This window comes from Streptomyces sp. NPDC054883, from assembly GCF_053610645.1.
On record NZ_JBSGYT010000067.1, the window covers coordinates 1 to 17,164 of the forward strand.

Annotated in this window: 19 protein-coding genes; 7 read left to right on the forward strand and 12 right to left on the reverse strand. The window is 72.4% G+C overall.

The genetic code is table 11. The annotated features are described in order from the left end of the window. Positions 1-43: 43 nt before the first annotated feature. The 3 genes from ACWGH1_RS32570 to ACWGH1_RS32580 all read right to left on the reverse strand — a co-directional run bounded on the left by ACWGH1_RS32570 (position 44) and on the right by ACWGH1_RS32580 (position 3,218). Positions 44-1,159, reverse strand: a complete 1,116-nt coding sequence (locus ACWGH1_RS32570; RefSeq protein WP_453354110.1) for an Mrp/NBP35 family ATP-binding protein — start codon at positions 1,157-1,159, stop codon at positions 44-46. A gap of 87 nt (positions 1,160-1,246) precedes the next feature. After that, positions 1,247-1,807: a DUF1003 domain-containing protein gene (locus ACWGH1_RS32575; RefSeq protein ID WP_453354111.1), complete on the reverse strand. Its 561-nt coding sequence runs from the start codon at positions 1,805-1,807 to the stop codon at positions 1,247-1,249. 139 nt (positions 1,808-1,946) lie between these two features. Continuing rightward, on the reverse strand, positions 1,947-3,218 hold the full coding sequence (locus ACWGH1_RS32580; protein ID WP_453354102.1) for a magnesium transporter MgtE N-terminal domain-containing protein: 1,272 nt from the start codon (positions 3,216-3,218) through the stop codon (positions 1,947-1,949). A gap of 210 nt (positions 3,219-3,428) precedes the next feature. Between ACWGH1_RS32580 and ACWGH1_RS32585 the strand changes: the two genes are divergently transcribed. Beyond that, positions 3,429-4,223 carry a hypothetical protein gene (locus tag ACWGH1_RS32585; protein WP_453354103.1) on the forward strand — a complete coding sequence of 265 codons (795 nt, stop codon included), beginning with the start codon at positions 3,429-3,431 and terminating at the stop codon, positions 4,221-4,223. A gap of 84 nt (positions 4,224-4,307) precedes the next feature. Here the strand turns inward: ACWGH1_RS32585 and ACWGH1_RS32590 are convergent, their stop codons facing one another. Next, positions 4,308-4,820: a hypothetical protein gene (locus ACWGH1_RS32590; protein ID WP_453354104.1), complete on the reverse strand. Its 513-nt coding sequence runs from the start codon at positions 4,818-4,820 to the stop codon at positions 4,308-4,310. A gap of 31 nt (positions 4,821-4,851) precedes the next feature. Then, a complete protein-coding gene (locus tag ACWGH1_RS32595; protein WP_453354105.1) occupies positions 4,852-5,967 on the reverse strand; it encodes a magnesium and cobalt transport protein CorA in 1,116 nt (371 codons plus the stop codon). Between the two features lie 408 nt (positions 5,968-6,375). Between ACWGH1_RS32595 and ACWGH1_RS32600 the strand changes: the two genes are divergently transcribed. From ACWGH1_RS32600 to ACWGH1_RS32615, 4 genes are all read left to right on the forward strand, one after another. Next, complete coding sequence (locus ACWGH1_RS32600) at positions 6,376-6,960, forward strand: suppressor of fused domain protein (RefSeq protein WP_453354106.1); 585 nt, start codon at positions 6,376-6,378, stop codon at positions 6,958-6,960. Positions 6,961-7,055: 95 nt separating this feature from the next. Next, positions 7,056-7,697: a DUF6758 family protein gene (locus ACWGH1_RS32605; RefSeq protein ID WP_453354107.1), complete on the forward strand. Its 642-nt coding sequence runs from the start codon at positions 7,056-7,058 to the stop codon at positions 7,695-7,697. Between the two features lie 268 nt (positions 7,698-7,965). Beyond that, complete coding sequence (locus tag ACWGH1_RS32610) at positions 7,966-8,835, forward strand: PHP domain-containing protein (RefSeq protein ID WP_453354108.1); 870 nt, start codon at positions 7,966-7,968, stop codon at positions 8,833-8,835. Positions 8,836-8,892: 57 nt separating this feature from the next. Further along, positions 8,893-9,498 (forward strand): MarC family protein, encoded by a 606-nt coding sequence (locus ACWGH1_RS32615; RefSeq protein ID WP_453354109.1) that lies wholly within the window; start codon positions 8,893-8,895, stop codon positions 9,496-9,498. A gap of 104 nt (positions 9,499-9,602) precedes the next feature. Here ACWGH1_RS32615 and ACWGH1_RS32620 read toward each other — a convergent pair whose 3' ends face one another. The 3 genes from ACWGH1_RS32620 to ACWGH1_RS32630 form a co-directional block, all read right to left on the reverse strand. Continuing rightward, positions 9,603-9,755 carry a hypothetical protein gene (locus ACWGH1_RS32620; protein WP_389665798.1) on the reverse strand — a complete coding sequence of 51 codons (153 nt, stop codon included), beginning with the start codon at positions 9,753-9,755 and terminating at the stop codon, positions 9,603-9,605. 91 nt (positions 9,756-9,846) lie between these two features. Further along, on the reverse strand, positions 9,847-10,719 hold the full coding sequence (locus tag ACWGH1_RS32625) for an alpha/beta fold hydrolase (protein ID WP_453357803.1): 873 nt from the start codon (positions 10,717-10,719) through the stop codon (positions 9,847-9,849). Positions 10,720-10,830: 111 nt separating this feature from the next. Then, a complete protein-coding gene (locus tag ACWGH1_RS32630) occupies positions 10,831-12,840 on the reverse strand; it encodes a DEAD/DEAH box helicase (RefSeq protein ID WP_453409257.1) in 2,010 nt (669 codons plus the stop codon). A 479-nt stretch (positions 12,841-13,319) separates the two neighbouring features. Here ACWGH1_RS32630 and ACWGH1_RS32635 point away from each other — a divergent pair, with 479 nt between their 5' ends. Then, positions 13,320-14,078, forward strand: a complete 759-nt coding sequence (locus ACWGH1_RS32635) for a ferritin-like fold-containing protein (RefSeq protein WP_190183298.1) — start codon at positions 13,320-13,322, stop codon at positions 14,076-14,078. Between the two features lie 73 nt (positions 14,079-14,151). On the opposite strand, the gene ACWGH1_RS32640 is transcribed toward ACWGH1_RS32635, so the two are convergent. The 4 genes from ACWGH1_RS32640 to ACWGH1_RS32655 form a co-directional block, all read right to left on the reverse strand. Beyond that, on the reverse strand, positions 14,152-14,454 hold the full coding sequence (locus ACWGH1_RS32640; protein ID WP_453355577.1) for a hypothetical protein: 303 nt from the start codon (positions 14,452-14,454) through the stop codon (positions 14,152-14,154). A 163-nt stretch (positions 14,455-14,617) separates the two neighbouring features. Further along, entirely contained in the window at positions 14,618-14,845 is a 228-nt protein-coding gene (locus ACWGH1_RS32645; RefSeq protein ID WP_453355578.1) for a DUF3107 domain-containing protein, read from the reverse strand. A gap of 143 nt (positions 14,846-14,988) precedes the next feature. Further along, positions 14,989-15,627: a TetR/AcrR family transcriptional regulator gene (locus ACWGH1_RS32650; protein WP_361128994.1), complete on the reverse strand. Its 639-nt coding sequence runs from the start codon at positions 15,625-15,627 to the stop codon at positions 14,989-14,991. Positions 15,628-15,763: 136 nt separating this feature from the next. Beyond that, positions 15,764-15,979 (reverse strand): hypothetical protein, encoded by a 216-nt coding sequence (locus tag ACWGH1_RS32655; protein WP_453355579.1) that lies wholly within the window; start codon positions 15,977-15,979, stop codon positions 15,764-15,766. A 122-nt stretch (positions 15,980-16,101) separates the two neighbouring features. Between ACWGH1_RS32655 and ACWGH1_RS32660 the strand changes: the two genes are divergently transcribed. Next, positions 16,102-17,160, forward strand: a complete 1,059-nt coding sequence (locus tag ACWGH1_RS32660) for an alpha/beta fold hydrolase (protein ID WP_453355580.1) — start codon at positions 16,102-16,104, stop codon at positions 17,158-17,160. Positions 17,161-17,164 lie beyond the last annotated feature (4 nt).

Here is a 17,164-nt window from a genome sequence, read left to right on the forward strand (position 1 = left end):
GGGCACCGCGGAACCCCGCGGTGCCCGGCCCGGCCCTGCACGCTCAGAACTTGTTGCGCGGCGTGATCCCCAGCGACATGCCCGACAGGCCGCGGGCCCGCCCGCCCAGCTTCCCGGCGATCGCGCGCAGCGCGGCGCCCGCCGGGGAGTCGGGGTCGGACAGCACGACGGGCTTGCCGTCGTCGCCGCCCTCGCGCAGCCGCACGTCGATCGGGATCGAGCCCAGCACCGGCACGCTCGCGCCGACCGTCTTGGTCAGGCCGTCCGCCACCTTCTGGCCGCCGCCCGAGCCGAACACGTCGACCATCTCGTCACAGTGCGGGCAGGGCAGCCCCGACATGTTCTCGACCACACCGACGATCTTCTGGTGGGTCTGCACGGCGATCGAGCCGGCCCGCTCGGCGACCTCGGCCGCGGCCTGCTGAGGGGTGGTCACGACCAGGATCTCGGCGTTCGGCACCAGCTGCGCCACGGAGATCGCGATGTCACCCGTGCCCGGCGGCAGGTCCAGCAGCAGCACGTCCAGGTCACCCCAGAAGACGTCCGCGAGGAACTGCTGGAGCGCCCGGTGCAGCATCGGGCCGCGCCAGACGACCGGCGCGTTGCCCGGGGTGAACATGCCGATGGAGATGACCTTCACCCCGTGCGCCGACGGCGGCATGATCATGTTCTCGACCTGGGTGGGACGGCCCTCGACGCCGAGCATGCGCGGCACGCTGTGGCCGTAGATGTCCGCGTCCACGACACCGACCTTGAGGCCGTCCGCGGCCATCGCCGCCGCCAGGTTGACGGTCACGGAGGACTTGCCCACGCCGCCCTTGCCGGACGCGACCGCGTACACCCGGGTCAGCGAGCCCGGCTTGGCGAACGGCACCTCGCGCTCGGCGGTGCCGCCGCGCAGGGTGGCCGCCAGGTCCTTGCGCTGCTCGTCGCTCATCACGTCGAGGGTGACGGCGACGGAGGTGACGCCCTCGACGCGCTCCACGGCCTCTGTGACGTTCTTGGTGATGGTCTCGCGCATGGGGCAGCCCGACACCGTCAGGTAGACCGTGACCGCGACCGCGCCGCCGGCGCCGATCTCCACCGATTTGACCATGCCGAGGTCGGTGATCGGCTTGTGGATCTCGGGGTCGTTCACCGTCGCCAGCGCGTCCAGGATCGCGTCCTGCCCGGGCGCAGCGGCGGAGCTTGTGTCGGTAGCCATGACCCGATGGTACGGCTCGGTAGCACGCCGCCGGTAAGCCCGTCAGCGGTCGCCTTCGTCACGTTCGGGCGCGAGCAGCCGCCGCTCGTCCATCTCCTTGATCAGGTCCTGGAACTCCGAACGGATCCAGTCGCGCGTCGCGACCTCGCCCAGGCCCATCCGCAGCGAGGCGATCTCCCGGGTCAGGTACTCCGTGTCGGCGATGGAGCGTTCGTTCTGCTTGCGGTCCTGCTCCAGGTTGACCCGGTCCCGGTCGTCCTGCCGGTTCTGCGCCAGCAGGATCAACGGAGCCGCGTACGAGGCCTGGAGCGACAGCATCAGCGTCAGGAAGATGAAGGGGTACTGGTCGAAGCGCAGGTGGTCCGGCGCGAAGACGTTCCACAGCACCCAGGCGATGATGACGATCGTCATCCAGACGATGAAGCGGCCCGTGCCCAGGAACCGCGCGACCCGCTCCGAGAGCCGCCCGAACGCCTCCGGGTCGTACTCGGGCAGCAGCCGGCGCCGGGCCGGGCGCGGCTGGTCCAGCCGGACGCGCGAACGCGTCAGCGCGCTCGCCCCGGCGGGGGCGCCCGCCTTCGCCCGCTCGACGGAACGTTCCATCCGCTCCTGCCGCAGCCGCTCGGCCGCCTCCAGCCGTTCGGAGAGGCTGTCCCGCGTCTGCTCGCGCCGCTCCCGGCGCCGTTCGCGCGCCGCCTCGCCGCGCGGCCCGTCGCCGCGCTCCGAGCGCCCGCGCCCCCGCTCAGTGGCCACGCACGGCCTCCTCGGAATGGAAGTCCGTCTCCCGCCAGTCGTCCGGCAGCAGGTGGTCGAGTACGTCGTCCACGGTCACCGCGCCCAGCAGCGAGCCGCTCTCGTCGACGACCGGTACCGCGACCATGTTGTACGCGGCCAGGTAGCTCGTCACCACCGGCAGCGAGGCGTCCGGCCGCAGCGGCGGCAGGTCCGTGTCCACGATCGAGCTGACCAGCGTGAACGGCGGATCGCGCAGCAGCCGCTGGAAGTGCACCGTCCCCAGGTACTTGCCCGTCGGCGTCTCGTCCGGCGGCCGGCACACGTACACCTGCGCCGCGAGCGCCGGGGACAGGTCCGACTGGCGGACCCTGGCCAGCGCGTCCGCGACCGTCGCGTCCGGGCGCAGCACGATCGGCTCCGTCGTCATCAGGCCGCCCGCGGTGCGCTCCTCGTACGAGAGCAGACGGCGCACGTCAGCCGCGTCGTCCGGCTTCATGAGCGTCAGCAGCCGCTCCTTGTCGTCCTCCGGCAGCTCGGACAGCAGGTCGGCCGCGTCATCCGGGTCCATCGCCTCCAGGACGTCGGCCGCCCGCTCCTCCTTGAGCTTGCCGAGGATCTCCACCTGCTCGTCCTCGGGCAGCTCCTCCATGACGTCGGCGAGCCGGTCGTCGTCGAGGGCGCTGGCCACCTCGGCGCGCCGCTTCGGCGTCAGGTGGTGCAGTACGTTCGCCACGTCCGCCGGACGCATCTGCTCGAAGGTGGCCACCAGGCTCTCGGCGCCCTGGCCCTCCTCCTCCAGCGAGAACCCGGTCACCGCCGACCACTCCACCGTCAGGGTCTCGCCGCGCCGGCGCAGTGCGCCGCCCTTGCCCTTGCGGACGAAGATGCGGTCGATCTCCCAGTCCCGGCGGGCCGGCAGCTGCTGGATGGCCACGTCCAGGACCGTGACCTCCTCGCCGGTCGAGACCAGCTTCACGCGCCGGTCCAGCAGCTCGCCGAGGATCAGCCGCTCGGTGGGGCGCTGCTCGAAGCGCCGCATGTTGACGACGCCGGTCGTGATGACCTGACCGGACTCCACACCCGTCACCCGGGTCATCGGCAGGAAGATCCGCCGCCGGCTGACCACCTCGACCACCAGACCCAGCAGCCGCGGCGGCCGGCCGCCGACGCGCAGCATGGCGACGAGGTCGCGCACCCGGCCCACCTGGTCGCCGTTGGGGTCGAAGACGGGCACACCCGACAGATGCGAGACGAAGATCCGCGGGGCGCCAGCAACCATCCGAGCGCCTCCTAGAACGTGAACCGACCGTCGATCAACAGTCCTGCCGAGCCTCAGGCTAGCCCGTGGCCCGGGAAGGCGTCCTGGTGGGGCCCTCACACCGGGTCCGTACGGGGCCCGGCGGACGGGCGGGTACGCGGGCGCGGAGGCCGCCGGACGGGCGGGTACGCTGCCTGCTGCCCCAGACGACCGACCGGGAGGCACCCGCACGTGACCGCCTACTTCCCCGCCGCTCGCCTGCGCCGGGCCGCCTTCATCGGCGTGCTGTGCGCGGGCCTCACCGTCACCGTCACGGGCTGCGGCGGCGGCGAGGACCCCGACAAGGGCACCAACGGAGTCGGCAAGCTGCCCGCCGACCAGATCGAGGCGAAGGCCAAGGCGGCGGCGACGGCGGCCGCCTCGGTGCACCTCTCGGGCTCGGTGGTCACCGGCGGCAAGACCTTCACCCTCGACATGCGCCTCAAGGGCGACGGCGGTTCCGGCGAGGTCAAGTCCCAGCAGGACACCTTCCAGGTGCTGCGCATCGGCGAGCAGCTGTACCTGAAGGCGAACGCCGCCTTCTGGGGGAAGTCCGACTCGGCCGGCAAGCTCGGCGACAAGTTCGTCAAGGTGCCGCAGAGCGACCCCACCTACAAGCAGTTCCGCGGCTTCACCGACATGCACGTCCTGCTCGACGGGCTCCTCGGCCTCGACGGCAAGCTCACCAAGGCCGCCTACGGCAAGGTCGGACACGGCCGGGTGGTGCCGGTCCTGGCGGCCGGCGGCAAGGGCGGACGGCTCTCGGTGTCCCTGGAGGGGACCCCGTACCCGCTCCTCATGGAACGCGCGGGCGGCGCCGGGCGGGTGCAGCTCGCGGACTGGGGCCAGAGCTTCCAGCTGGCCGCGCCCGCACCGGACCAGACGGTGGATTACGGTCAGCAGCTGCCCATCACCAAGGACGCGAGCGGCGCGACGCCCGGCCCGGCCAAGAGCTCCGGCCAGGGTTCCGACCCCACCGGAGGCTGACCCGGCGCGGCCGGGCCGTCCGCCCCACCACCCGGGGGCCTTCGCCCCGGCCCTGGAGCCCCGCCACCCGGCCCGGTCACAGCACTAGCGGGCCGACTTCTTCCGCTTGAGCAGCAGCTTCGGCAGCCCGGCCGGGATCTCCCGGCGGGTGATCGCCGGGGTCGGCAGCGGGGGCGCGGCCAGCGACCCGCCCGGCAGGGACTCCCGGACCGCCGCCGGCTCCAGCCGCAGCAGCCGGCACTCCCGCGCCCATCGCTCCGTCATCTGCTCGGCGTCGGGGGCGTTCAGCCGCTTGCCCTTGAGCTCCGCCACCGCGGCGTGCCACTCCTCGCCGCGCGGGGCGAGCTCCCGGACGACGGCCGTCCAGGCGACCAGCCGGCCGCCCTTGTCCTTGCTGCGCACGGTCACCTCGGCGGCCGCACCGTCCGCGAGCCCCGGGAACGGCTGCTCGCCGGGCCCGTCGCCCACCACGTACGCGGCGCCGTCCACCCAGGCGTGCCACAGGGCCCGGTCGGCCCCGGTGCCGCGGACCCAGATGAGGCCGGACTTCTTGGTGGCCTCCTCGACGAGGGCCAGGTCGAGCGCGCTGAGAGTCATGCGCACAGGGTAGCGAGGCCGCCGGACACCCCTACAGCCAGCCGTTGCGGCGCAGGGCCCGGTGGATGGTCAGGCAGGCGCCGGCGATGGCGGCCATCACCATCGGATAGCCGTAGCGCCAGTGCAGTTCCGGCATGTGCTCGAAGTTCATCCCGTACACGCCGCAGATCATCGTCGGCACCGCGATGATCGCCGCCCACGAGGTGATCTTGCGCATGTCCTCGTTCTGCGCGACCGACGCCTGCGCCAGGCTGGCCTGGAGGATCGAGTTCAGCAGCTCGTCGAAGCCGACCACCTGCTCGTGCACCCGCGCCAGGTGGTCGGCGACGTCGCGGAAGTACTTCTGGATGTCGGGGTCCACCAGCCGCATCGGGCGCTCGCTGAGCAGCTCCATCGGCCGCAGCAGCGGGGACACGGCCCGCTTGAACTCCAGTACCTCGCGCTTTAGCTGGTAGATGCGACCCGCGTCGCCGCCCCGGCCGCTGCCCTTGGCCGGCGGCGCGAAGACCGCGCTCTCCACCTCGTCGATGTCGTCCTGTACGGCCGCCGCGACCGCGATGTAGCCGTCCACGACGTGGTCGGCGAGGGAGTGCAGCACCGCCGAAGGGCCCCGGGCCAGCAGTCCGGCGTCGTCCTGGAGGCGGTGGCGCAGGCCCTTCAGGGAGCCCTGCCCGCCGTGCCGGACGGTGATGACGAAGTCCGGGCCGGTGAAGCACATGACCTCGCCGGTCTCCACCACCTCGCTGGTCGCGGTCAGTTCGGCGTGCTCGACGTAATGGATCGTCTTGAAGACGGTGAACAGGGTGTCGTCGTAGCGCTCCAGCTTCGGCCGCTGGTGCGCGTGCACCGCGTCCTCCACGGCGAGCGGGTGCAGTCCGAACGTGGCGGCGATCCCGGCGAACTCCGCCTCGGTGGGCTCGTGCAGGCCGATCCACGCGAAACCGCCGTCCTCGCGGACCCGGCGCATCGCCTCACGGGGCGTCAGACGGCCCGGGCCCGGCACCCGCCGGCCGTCGCGGTAGACCGCGCAGTCGACGACCGCGCTGCTGGCGGACGGGTCGCGGGTGGTGTCGTACCCGGGCTGCGCGGGAGTGGACCGGCGCAGGGCCGGACGGACGGCGGCACGGAGGTAGGGCAGCATCGACATGGCAGGCTCCTTCGCGCGCACGGCTGCGGACCGTACGGGTGGGAGGCCCTCCGCGGCTGCGCCCGGGCGCTCGGCCCCGGGCAGACGGAGGGAAACAGGACGGAGAGGACAAAGTTCTGCCGTCGCTCTTCTACTGACCTTCCGGCGGCCCGGAGGCCGCGGAGGGGAAGATCACAGGGGGCGCGAAACGCCCGGCATAGAAGTGGAAGAGCGATTGGTACTGCACGATCGACTTCGATCCATCGCAGCCCCACCTCCTCCGGCCGGTCCCCCGTGAGGGACGTCCTGTCGTCCGGACCCTTGGAACAACGCGTCTGCGTGCGGTCCCGACCAGCTGTCAACACTATCAGCCGACGGATGGTCAGGACCGCGCCTTTACCCGCCGGATAGGAGTTCTATGCTCGCTCCATGGCAGAAATTCTCGCCCTTGTGGAGGCCCGGTTGCGCACCGCGTTCGGCGAACCCGACGCCCGCGCCGCCGTCACCTTCCTCGGCACCGACCGCATCGAGGTTCTCCGTTTCGCCGAGGGCGACCTCGTGCGGTACGCGACCCTCGGCATGTCCGCGCACCCCATGACCGACCCGACCGCCGTGGTCGCCGACCCGCTGCGCGGGCCGCGCGCGGAACTGGTGCTGACCGTACGGGCCGGGCCGGCGCCCACCGACAAGGTGCTCCGCCCGCTCGCGGTGCTGGCCGCGTCCCCGATGGTCGAGGGGCTGGTCGTGGCGCCCGGGGCCTCGCTGGACGTGGGCGAACCCCTGTGGGAGGGCGCGCCGTTCAGCTCCGTCCTGGTCGCCGAGCCGGGCGGGCTGGTGGAGGACCTCGACCTGGACGAGCCGCTGGAGCCGGTGCGGTTCCTCCCGCTGCTCCCGATGACGGCGAACGAGGCCGCCTGGAAGCGGGTGCACGGCGCCGCAGCCCTCCAGGAACGCTGGCTCGCGCGCGGCACGGATCTGCGGGACCCTCTGCGTACGGCCGTCGCACTGGACTGAGACCGGACTGAGCTCCCGCCGTTGCGGGTACGGATGGCATCCGGACGGGTGAGCGTGCCTTGACGGGGCGCCGGGCGGGGAGGAGCGTGCTTCATATGAGGGGCGAACCGAGTTGCCCGAAGTGCGGTGGCCGGGTCCGAGCGCCCGGTCTTTTCGCCGACTCCTGGCAGTGCGCGGTGCACGGCGCCGTCCATCCCCTACAGCCCGTCATCCCGCCCAGTGTCGAGGGCCTGGGCGTCATAGTGCACCGGGCGAACGTACCGGTGTGGATGCCGTGGCCCCTGCCGGTGGGGTGGCTGTTCACCGGCGTCGCCACCGCGGGGGACGACCGCAGCGGGGGCCGCGCCACCGCCGTCGCCTGTTCCGGTCCCGGCCCACTGGGCGGAATGGGGGAGCTGGTGCTCGTCGCGGAGGAACTCGGGGTGGGCCTCGGCGCGCGGTACGCGGGGATCGACGCGCCCGACCCCGGCCCGTACATGGACGTGTCGGCGCCCCCGCACGCCAAGGTCGTCGCGGCCGGCCGGCCCACCCCGCTGTGGCACGTCAAAGGAGCCCCCGACGACCGGGCCGTGTTCGCGGGCGAGGCGCGCGGGCTGTGGCTGTGGGCCGTGGTCTGGCCGGAGCAGACGGGGCTGCTCATGTACGACGAGCTCGTCCTGACCGACCTGCGCGAGGCGGGCGCCGAGGTCGAACTGGTCCCCTGCGGCGCCCTGAGCCCGCGCATTCTGTCCGCTTGACGCGCCCTCGCACCGCCCGGCCCTGGCACGGGCCTCCCGGGCTCCGGGAGCGCTGCGCCGAACTCCGTCCGGCGGTCGCGGGCGGGGCTTGCCGGGCTCCGGGCCGCTGCGCCGGGGACACCCTGGAGGCGGGGCACTCCGAGAGATAGCCGGGGGAGACTCCGTCCGTCGTGCCACGGCCGGGGCGTCGGCCGTGCCCGGTGGGGGCCGGGGCCCGGGTATCCTGGAGCGTCCCCCTTTGTCCGTCCGTAGAAGCTGGAGCCCGGCAGTGCGCATCGACCTGCACGCCCACTCCACCGCTTCCGACGGCACCGACACCCCCGCCGAACTGGTCCGCAACGCGGCCGCCGCCGGGCTGGACGTCGTCGCACTGACCGACCACGACACCGTCGGCGGGTACGCCGAGGCGGTCGCGGCCCTGCCGCAGGGGCTCACCCTGGTCACCGGCGCGGAGCTGAGCTGCCGGCTCGACGGCATCGGGATGCACATGCTCGCCTACCTCTTCGACCCCGAAGAGCCCGAGCTGCACGCGGAGCGGGAGCTGGTCCGCGACGACCGCGCCCCCCGGGCCCAGGCGATGATCGGCAAGCTCCGGGCGCTCGGCGTGGACGTCACCTGGGAACAGGTCGCCCGGATCGCCGGTGCGGGGTCCGTGGGGCGGCCGCACATCGCCACCGCCCTCGTCGAGCTCGGCGTCGTGCCCACCGTCTCCGACGCGTTCACGCCCGACTGGCTCGCCGACGGCGGCCGCGCCTACGCGGAGAAGCACGAGCTCGACCCCTTCGACGCGATCCGTCTGGTGAAGGCGGCCGGCGGCGTCACCGTCTTCGCCCACCCCGCCGCCCTCAAGCGCGGCCGGTGCGTACCCGAGAGCGCCATAGCCGAACTGGCGGCGGCCGGACTCGACGGCATCGAGGTGGACCACATGGACCACGACGCCGCGACGCGCGCCCGGCTGCGGGGCCTGGCGGACGAACTCGGCCTGCTGACGACCGGGTCCAGCGACTACCACGGCAGCCGCAAGACCTGCCGCCTCGGCGAGTACACGACCGACCCCGAGATCTACGGCGAGATCACGCGCCGCGCCACCGGGGCGTTCCCCGTCCCCGGCGCCGGTGGACGGCGCCACGAGGGCTGAGCCCTCGCCCGTCCCCGCCCCTTTTTGCTCCACCCCTCTCTCCTGCAAGGCATCACTGTGTTTGATTTCGCCGTCTTCGGATCCCTATTTCTCACGCTTTTCGTGATTATGGACCCCCCGGGGATCACGCCGATCTTCCTCGCCCTGACCTCCGGACGCGCCACCAAGGTGCAGCGCCGCATGGCCTGGCAGGCCGTCTGCGTGGCCTTCGGTGTCATCGCCGTCTTCGGCGTCTGCGGCCAGCAGATCCTCGACTACCTGCACGTGTCCGTGCCGGCGCTGATGATCGCGGGCGGGCTGCTCCTGCTGCTGATCGCGCTGGACCTGCTCACCGGCAAGACGGACGAACCGAAGCAGACCAAGGACGTCAACGTCGCCCTGGTGCCGCTCGGGATGCCCCTGCTGGCCGGTCCGGGCGCGATCGTGTCCGTCATCCTGGCCGTGCAGAAGGCCGACGGGTTCAGCGGGCAGCTCTCCGTCTGGTCGGCGATCATCGCCATGCACGTGGTGCTGTGGATCACCATGCGCTACTCCCTGGTGATCATCCGGGTGATCAAGGACGGCGGCGTCGTCCTGGTGACCCGTCTCGCGGGCATGATGCTGTCGGCGATCGCCGTCCAGCAGATCATCAACGGCGTGCTCCAGGTCGTGCACAACGCCTGAGGCGCCGGCGCCCGGCCCCGCACATGCGAATGCCCCGCACCGGTCCGGTGCGGGGCATTCGTCGTCGTCTCGTCGTTTCTTCGTCGTCTACCGCGGGAAGCGGGTCAGTTGGACGCGGTCTCGGCCGGTCGGATCAGAATGCGCTGGCCTACTGATGCGGCGTGCTGCACGATCCGGTTGACGGAGGCCGCGTCCACGACGGTGCTGTCCACGGCGCTTCCGTCGACGTCGTCCAGGCGCAGAATCTCGAAGCGCACGGGCTTCTCCCTTCGTCAGTGTTTCACTTGCACTGGCATAACGAAGTGTAAGCCGCAAACATTCCCTACGCTAAGGAAATTTTTTCACTCGCTAACGACCGTATGCGGTCCGGTCCCCGTCCGCACTCCAGAAGGCGGCCAGCGCACCTGCGGTGACCTGCGGATTCTCCGCGTTCGGGGAGTGTTCGGCGCCCTCGACGACAACTCGCGCCGCACTCAACCGCCGCGCCATCTCGTCCATGAGCGGCACCGGCCAGGCGTAGTCGACCACCCCCGACAGCACCAGCTTGCGCAGCGGCACGTCCGCCAGCTCCGCCACCCGGTCCGGCTCCGAGATCAGCACCCGGCCGGTGCCGATCAGCTGCTCCGGCACCGTGGCCAGCCACCGCTCGCGCAGGAACCCCGCCAGGGCGGGGGAGTCGGGCACGGTGTCCGCCGGGTCCTGGGCCCGCATCGCGGCCCATACCGCCGGCATGTCGTCCCGCAGCGCCTCCAGCGCCGCGATCAGCAGCTTCGTACGGGCCTGCTGGTCCTCCGAGATCGCCGCCGGGCCGCTGCTCATCAAGGTGAGGGAGGCGAAGGGTGCGGCGTCGCGGAGCACCGCCGCGCGGGAGATCAGGCCGCCCAGGGAGTGGCCGACGAGGTGCACCGGCCCGGTGTCCAGCGCTGCCGCCTGGGCGAGCAGGTCCCGGGCCAGCTCCTCGCAGGTGTACGCGGACTCCTCGCGCGGGCCGGGGCTCTCGTACTGGCCTCGCCCGTCGACCGCCACCACCCGGTAACCGGCGCCGGCCAGCGGCTCCAGCAGGCCGATGAAGTCCTCCTTGCTGCCGGTGAAGCCGGGGACCAGCAGGGCCGTGCCGCGCAGCGGTTCGCCCGCCTCGTGCACGGCGAACTCCCCGCGCGCGGTCCCGAGGCGGTACGCCCGGGCGACGGAGGGCAGGGTCAGGCGGGGAGGCTTGCTCATGGGCCCGAGGTTACCGGCCCGTAGCCGCCGGTACAGCCCCCGGTACGCGAACGGCCCCGTTCCCCTCCGAAGGGGGGAACGGGGCCTTCCGTGGTGCGGGACCGGGCGGGGTTACGCCTCCGGCGCCTGGGCGACGGCCTTGCGGGTCCGCGTGCGCTTCGGCTTGGCGGTAGCCTCCTCCGCGGCGGCGGGCGCCTCCACGACGGCGGCGGCCTTGCGGGTGCGCTTCGGCTTGACCGGGGCCTCCTCGGCCACCGGCACGGCTTCGGCGGTCACCGGGGCGGCCTCCGCGACCTTGCGGGTCCGGGTGCGCTTCGGCTTGACCGGGGCTTCCTCGGTGACCACGGCCGGGGCGGCCTCGGTCACTACGGGGGCGGCCTCCGCGACCTTGCGGGTCCGGGTGCGCTTCGGCTTGACCGGGGCTTCCTCGGCCACCGGGGCGGCTTCGGCGGTCACCGGGGCGGCCTCCGCGACCTTGCGGGTCCGGGTGCTGCGGCGGGCCGGAGCAGGCTCCACCGGCGGGGCCATCTGGAAGTCGGGCTCCGCGGCCGACGGCGACACGGGCCGGCGGACCGGGCGGCGCGGCGCCCGGACGGGCTCCACGGCCGGCACCATCTGGAAGTCCGGCTCCGCAGCGGCGGTCGGCGCCTCGGCGACCGGGGTCACCGCGGCGGCGGCCGGCGAGGGCACGGCGGCGCGGGTCCGGCGGCGGCGCGGCTTGCGCGGCTCATCGGCCACCGGGGCCGCGACGGCCGGGGTCACTGCGGCGGGGGCCTCGGCGACCGGGGTCACCGCGGCCGCCGTCTCGGCGCCCAGGTCGCTGCCGCCGCGCGTACGGCGGCGCTGGCGCGGGGCCCGCGTACGGGCCGGACGCTCCTCGGCCGGCGCGGCGGCGGCCGGACCGCGACCGCCACGGCCACCGCGGCCGCCGGTCTCGCCCAGGTCCTCCAGCTGCTCGGCCTTCAAGCCCTCCCGCGTGCGCTCGGCACGCGGCAGGACGCCCTTGGTCCCGGCCGGGATGTTCAGCTCCTCGAACAGGTGCGGGGACGTGGAGTACGTCTCGACCGGCTCGTGGAAGTCCAGCTCCAGCGCCTTGTTGATCAGCTGCCAGCGCGGGATGTCGTCCCAGTCGACCAGGGTGACGGCGATGCCCTTGTTGCCCGCGCGACCGGTCCGGCCGACGCGGTGCAGGAAGGTCTTCTCGTCCTCCGGCGCCTGGTAGTTGATGACGTGGGTCACACCCTCGACGTCGATGCCGCGCGCGGCCACGTCGGTGCACACCAGCACGTCGACCTTGCCGTTGCGGAACGCCCGCAGGGCCTGCTCGCGCGCGCCCTGGCCCAGGTCGCCGTGGACGGCACCGGAGGCGAAGCCGCGCTTCTCCAGCTGCTCGGCGATGTCGGCCGCCGTGCGCTTCGTACGGCAGAAGATCATGGCCAGGCCGCGGCCCTCGGCCTGCAGGATGCGGGAGACGAGCTCCGGCTTGTCCATGTTGTGCGCACGGAAGACGTGCTGCTTGATGTTGGCGACGGTCACGCCCTCGCCCTCGGGGGAGGTGGCGCGGATGTGCGTCGGCTGCGTCATGTACCGGCGGGCCAGGCCGATGACCGCGCCCGGCATGGTCGCCGAGAACAGCATCGTCTGACGCTTCGGCGGCAGGTAGTTGATGATCTTCTCGACGTCGGGCAGGAAGCCCAGGTCGAGCATCTCGTCGGCCTCGTCCAGGACGAGCGCCCTGACGTGGGACAGGTCCAGCTTGCGCTGACCGGCCAGGTCGAGGAGCCGGCCCGGGGTGCCGACGATGATGTCGACGCCCTTCTTGAGGGCCTCGACCTGCGGCTCGTACGCGCGGCCGCCGTATATGGCGAGGACGCGGACGTTACGGACCTTGCCCGCGGTCAGCAGGTCGTTGGTGACCTGGGTGCACAGCTCGCGGGTCGGGACGACCACGAGGGCCTGCGGGGCGTCGGTCAGCTGGTCGGGCCGGGCCCGGCCCGCCTCGACGTCGGCGGGGACGGTGACCCGCTCCAGCAGCGGAAGGCCGAAACCGAGCGTCTTGCCGGTTCCGGTCTTGGCCTGGCCGATGACGTCCGAGCCGGAAAGGGCTACGGGGAGGGTCATCTCCTGGATCGGGAAGGGGGACACGATGCCGACGGCCTCGAGGGCTTCGGCGGTCTCGGGATAGATCCCGAGGTCACGGAACGTAGTCAGGGTGCTGCCTCTTCTGTGAGACGCGGCGCGAGGCGGCGAGGGGGGTCGTACCGTGCCGGGCTTGCAGTACTGCGCCCACCCGAGTCCGGGTGAGCCGTACAAAGCTGCGCGGGACCACTAGCCTTCGCTCAAGCGCTTCTGCCGCTGAGGGGGCCCCTCGTGCAGGCGGTACGCATGGACGTACGCACCAGACAGAGGGCGGTCGGGTGGAGCCGATCGGGCCACCGACCGGGCATCCTCATTCGGATGGCCCGCCGAGTTTCCGGCAGGCGCATTACCACTGTACCCCGGAATCGCGCAGCTGTGTTGGGTGAATTCACCTGGTAGTCGGGTTTAGGTGGACTGAGCAGGTGGTCCGCGCCAGGTTTCGGCGGGCTATTGTGCGGAGCATGTCGACCGTAGAAAACGCATCGCCCGCCGACGACGGCACCCCCGCGGAGGCGGCCGGAATCGCCGCCCAGGACTGGGCGACCGCCTCGGCCTCACCGCAGTACCGGGCAGCCGTGGTGGACCTGCTCGGCGCGCTCGCGTACGGAGAGCTCGCGGCGTTCGAGCGCCTGGCCGAGGACGCGAAACTCGCGCCCACGCTTTCCGACAAGGCCGAACTCGCCAAGATGGCCTCCGCCGAGTTCCACCACTTCGAGCGGCTCCGCGACCGGCTGTCGGCGATCGACGCCGAGCCCACCGCCGCGATGGAGCCCTTCGCCAAGGGCGTCGACGACTTCCACCGCCAGACCGCCCCCTCGGACTGGCTCGAAGGCCTGGTCAAGGCCTACGTCGGCGACTCCATCGCGAGCGACTTCTACCGCGAGGTCGCCAGCCACCTCGACACCGACACCCGCGCCCTCGTCGTCGGGGTGCTCGACGACACGGGCCACGGCGGCTTCGCCGTCGAGAAGGTGCGCGCCGCCATCGAGGCGGACCCGCGCGTCGGCGGCCGGCTCGCGCTGTGGGCCCGCCGGCTGATGGGCGAGGCCCTCTCGCAGGCCCAGCGGGTGGTCGCCGAACGTGACGCGCTGTCGACCATGCTGGTCGGCGGTGTCGACGGGATGGCGGCCGGCTTCGACCTCGCGGCGGTCGGCGAGATGTTCACCCGGATCACCAAGGCCCACACCAAGCGGATGGCGGCCCTCGGCCTCGCCGCCTGAGGCGCAGCGCCCCACAACGCGCCCGGCCCCGGAGCGGGATCCCCCGCCCGGAGCCAGGTGCGTCTCGGGGCGGTCAGCCCCGCGTCGGGAGCGAAAACGGAGGGCGCCCACGGTGGCGGCCGGAACGTCCGGCGGGCCGCAGCAGCAGCGACAGCACCACAGCGGACACACCCACCGAGCCCAGCAGCGTCGCGGCCAGCGAATTGTGCCCCGGGCCCAGCGACATGTGTGTGAGGTACGCCCCGAACAGCGCTCCCGCCACCCCGCTGACCAGCACCATTCTGGAAGCGGGCAGCCGCTCCCCGAGCGTGCGCACGGCCGCACCGGCGAGGGCCAGTCCCAGCAGACCGGAGCCAAGCGCTTCCATCAGCAGCATGAGATCCCTTCCGATACGTCAGCGGGCGTTTCCGGGGTGCACCAGTTGCGGTCCTACCCGAAGCGGAAGAAAGGGAAACGGCCCGGCGGAACTGCCGCCAGGCCGTTTCTCTCGTTGTGTCGGGACCCGATGCCGGATCGACCCGCGCCCCGGTCCGCGCGCCTCAGAGCGCGCCGAAGCCCACCTTGCGCCCGCTCGGCTCGCCCAGGTCGACGTACGACAGGCGGTCGGACGGCACCAGGACCTTGCGGCCCTTGGCGTCGGTCAGGCTCAGCAGCGGCACCGTGCCGGACAGCGCCGCCGTGACGACGCGCTCCAGCTCCTCGGCGCTCAGGTCGCTCTCCAGCACGATCTCCCGGGGTGCGTGCTGCACGCCGATCTTGACCTCCACGGCTTTGTCCCTCCGACGGTCCGGTTCGCGCGATCAGCCGCGCCGTACCCGGTCCACATTAGCCCGGAGAGGGGACGTGATCGGCTCGCGGCGGACACGCTCGCAGCGAACAGCGCCCCCGCGCGACAGGGGCCGTCCGGGTATCAGCCCTCGGTGCCGTGCAGCGGGAATCCGGCGATGCCGCGCCAGGCGAGCGAGGTCAGCAGCCCCACCGCGGTGTCCCGGGCGACCGGGCTCTCGCTCGACAGCCAGTACCGCGCCACGACCTGCGAGACGCCGCCCAGCCCCACCGCCAGCAGCATCGACTCGTCCTTCGACAGGCCGGTGTCCTCCGCGATGACGTCGGAGATCGCCTCCGCGCACTGGAGCGAGACGCGGTCGACGCGCTCGCGCACCGCCGGCTCGTTCGTCAGGTCCGACTCGAAGACCAGCCGGAACGCGCCGCCTTCGTCCTCCACGTACGCGAAGTAGGCGTCCATGGTCGCCTCGACGCGCAGCTTGTTGTCGGTGGTCGACTCCAGCGCCGTGCGCACCGCCAGCAGCAGCGCCTCGCAGTGCTGGTCCAGCAGGGCGAGGTAGAGGTCCAGCTTGCCGGGGAAGTGCTGGTAGAGCACCGGCTTGCTGACCCCCGCCCGCTCGGCGATGTCGTCCATCGCCGCCGCGTGGTACCCCTGCGCGACGAAAACCTCCTGGGCCGCGCCCAGGAGCTGGTTGCGCCGGGCTCGGCGCGGCAGTCGCGTGCCCCGGGGACGCGCTGCGTCCGTCTGCTCGATGGCTGTCACGCCGCCTCCCACTTTCTCTAAGAACACACTGCGCTCTGCGCCGCGCCGCCATCGTACTTTTCGGTAACCGGATCTGGTGGGTTCAGGCCGAGTTTTCTCGCTGTACGGACCACCGCCCACCGACCGGAGACGCTGGTCAGCGGTAGTCGTCCTCGTCCAGCGGGACCACCCGGGCCTGCTCGAAGGCGTCCCCGTCGGTGGCCTCGCCCCGGTCCACACCGGTGGGCTGGTCATCGTCGTGCGGCTGCACCTCGGTGTGCTGCTCCGCGGCGTCCGCCTCGGGCGTCTCCGGGTCGGGAAACTCCCGGAGCTCCTCCTGGAACGTGTCCGGTTCGGCAGGATCGACCGTCATCGCGCTCCCCTCGCCTTCACTCGTCTCCCTATGAGCCTAGGAGGATCGCGGTTAGGCCGCCAGATGGTCCTGTGACTGCCGACACAGGGGGCTGGGCGTGATCGTCTCGTAACATTGCCCCCATGTCTTCGACGGAGCTGCCGGGTGTAAAGGCCGCCACCGAGGTGACCTCCCAGGTGGGGGGCGCCCGGGTGGCCGAAGGCGAGCGGCTGCGCACGGCCCCGCTGTCCGGCCTGGAGCTGAACGTACGGTTCCGGCCACCGGCACGGGAAGGGCTGCCGCCCGCGCTGTTCGTGCACGGGCTCGGCGGTTCCTCGCAGAACTGGTCGGCGCTCATGGAGCAGCTGGCCGGCGACGTGGACTGCGAAGCCGTCGACCTGCCCGGATTCGGCTGGTCACCGCCGCCCGCCGACCGGGACTACTCCGTCACGGGTCTGGCCCGGGTGGTCATCCGCTACCTGGACGCCGCCGGACGCGGGCCGGTGCACCTGTTCGGGAACTCGCTGGGCGGCGCCGTCTCCACCCGGGTCGCCGCCGTCCGGCCCGACCTCGTACGGACCCTGACGCTGGTCTCGCCCGCACTGCCGGAGCTGCGCGTGCAGCGGTCGGCGGTGCCCACCGCCCTGCTGGCGGTACCCGGCGTCGCCGCCCTGTTCGACCGCCTCACCCGGGGCGTGACCGCCGAACAGCGCACCAGGGGGGTGACGGACCTCTGTTACGGAGACCCCTCACGGGTGACGGTGGAGGGGTTCGAGGCCGCCGTCGAGGAGATGGAGCGGCGGCTGGCCCTGCCGTACTTCTGGGACGCCATGACCCGCTCCTCGCGCGGGATCGTCGACGCCTACACCCTCGGTGGCCAGCACGGACTGTGGCGGCAGGCGCAGCGCGTGCTCGCGCCCACCCTGCTGATCTACGGCGGGCGCGACCAGTTGGTCTCCTACCGCAAGGCGCGCAAGGCCGCCGCGGCCTTCCGGGGCTCGCGGCTGCTGAGTCTGCCCGAGGCCGGCCACGTGGCGATGATGGAGTACCCGGAGGTGGTCGCCACCGCGTTCCGGGAACTGCTGCGGGACACCGAACGCGCGCGCCACACTGCTCCGGAGGAACGGTCGGAACGGCGCGAGCACTCGGAACGGCGCGAGCAGAGCGAACAGACGGCAGACACCGAAGACGACAGAGGCTGAACGC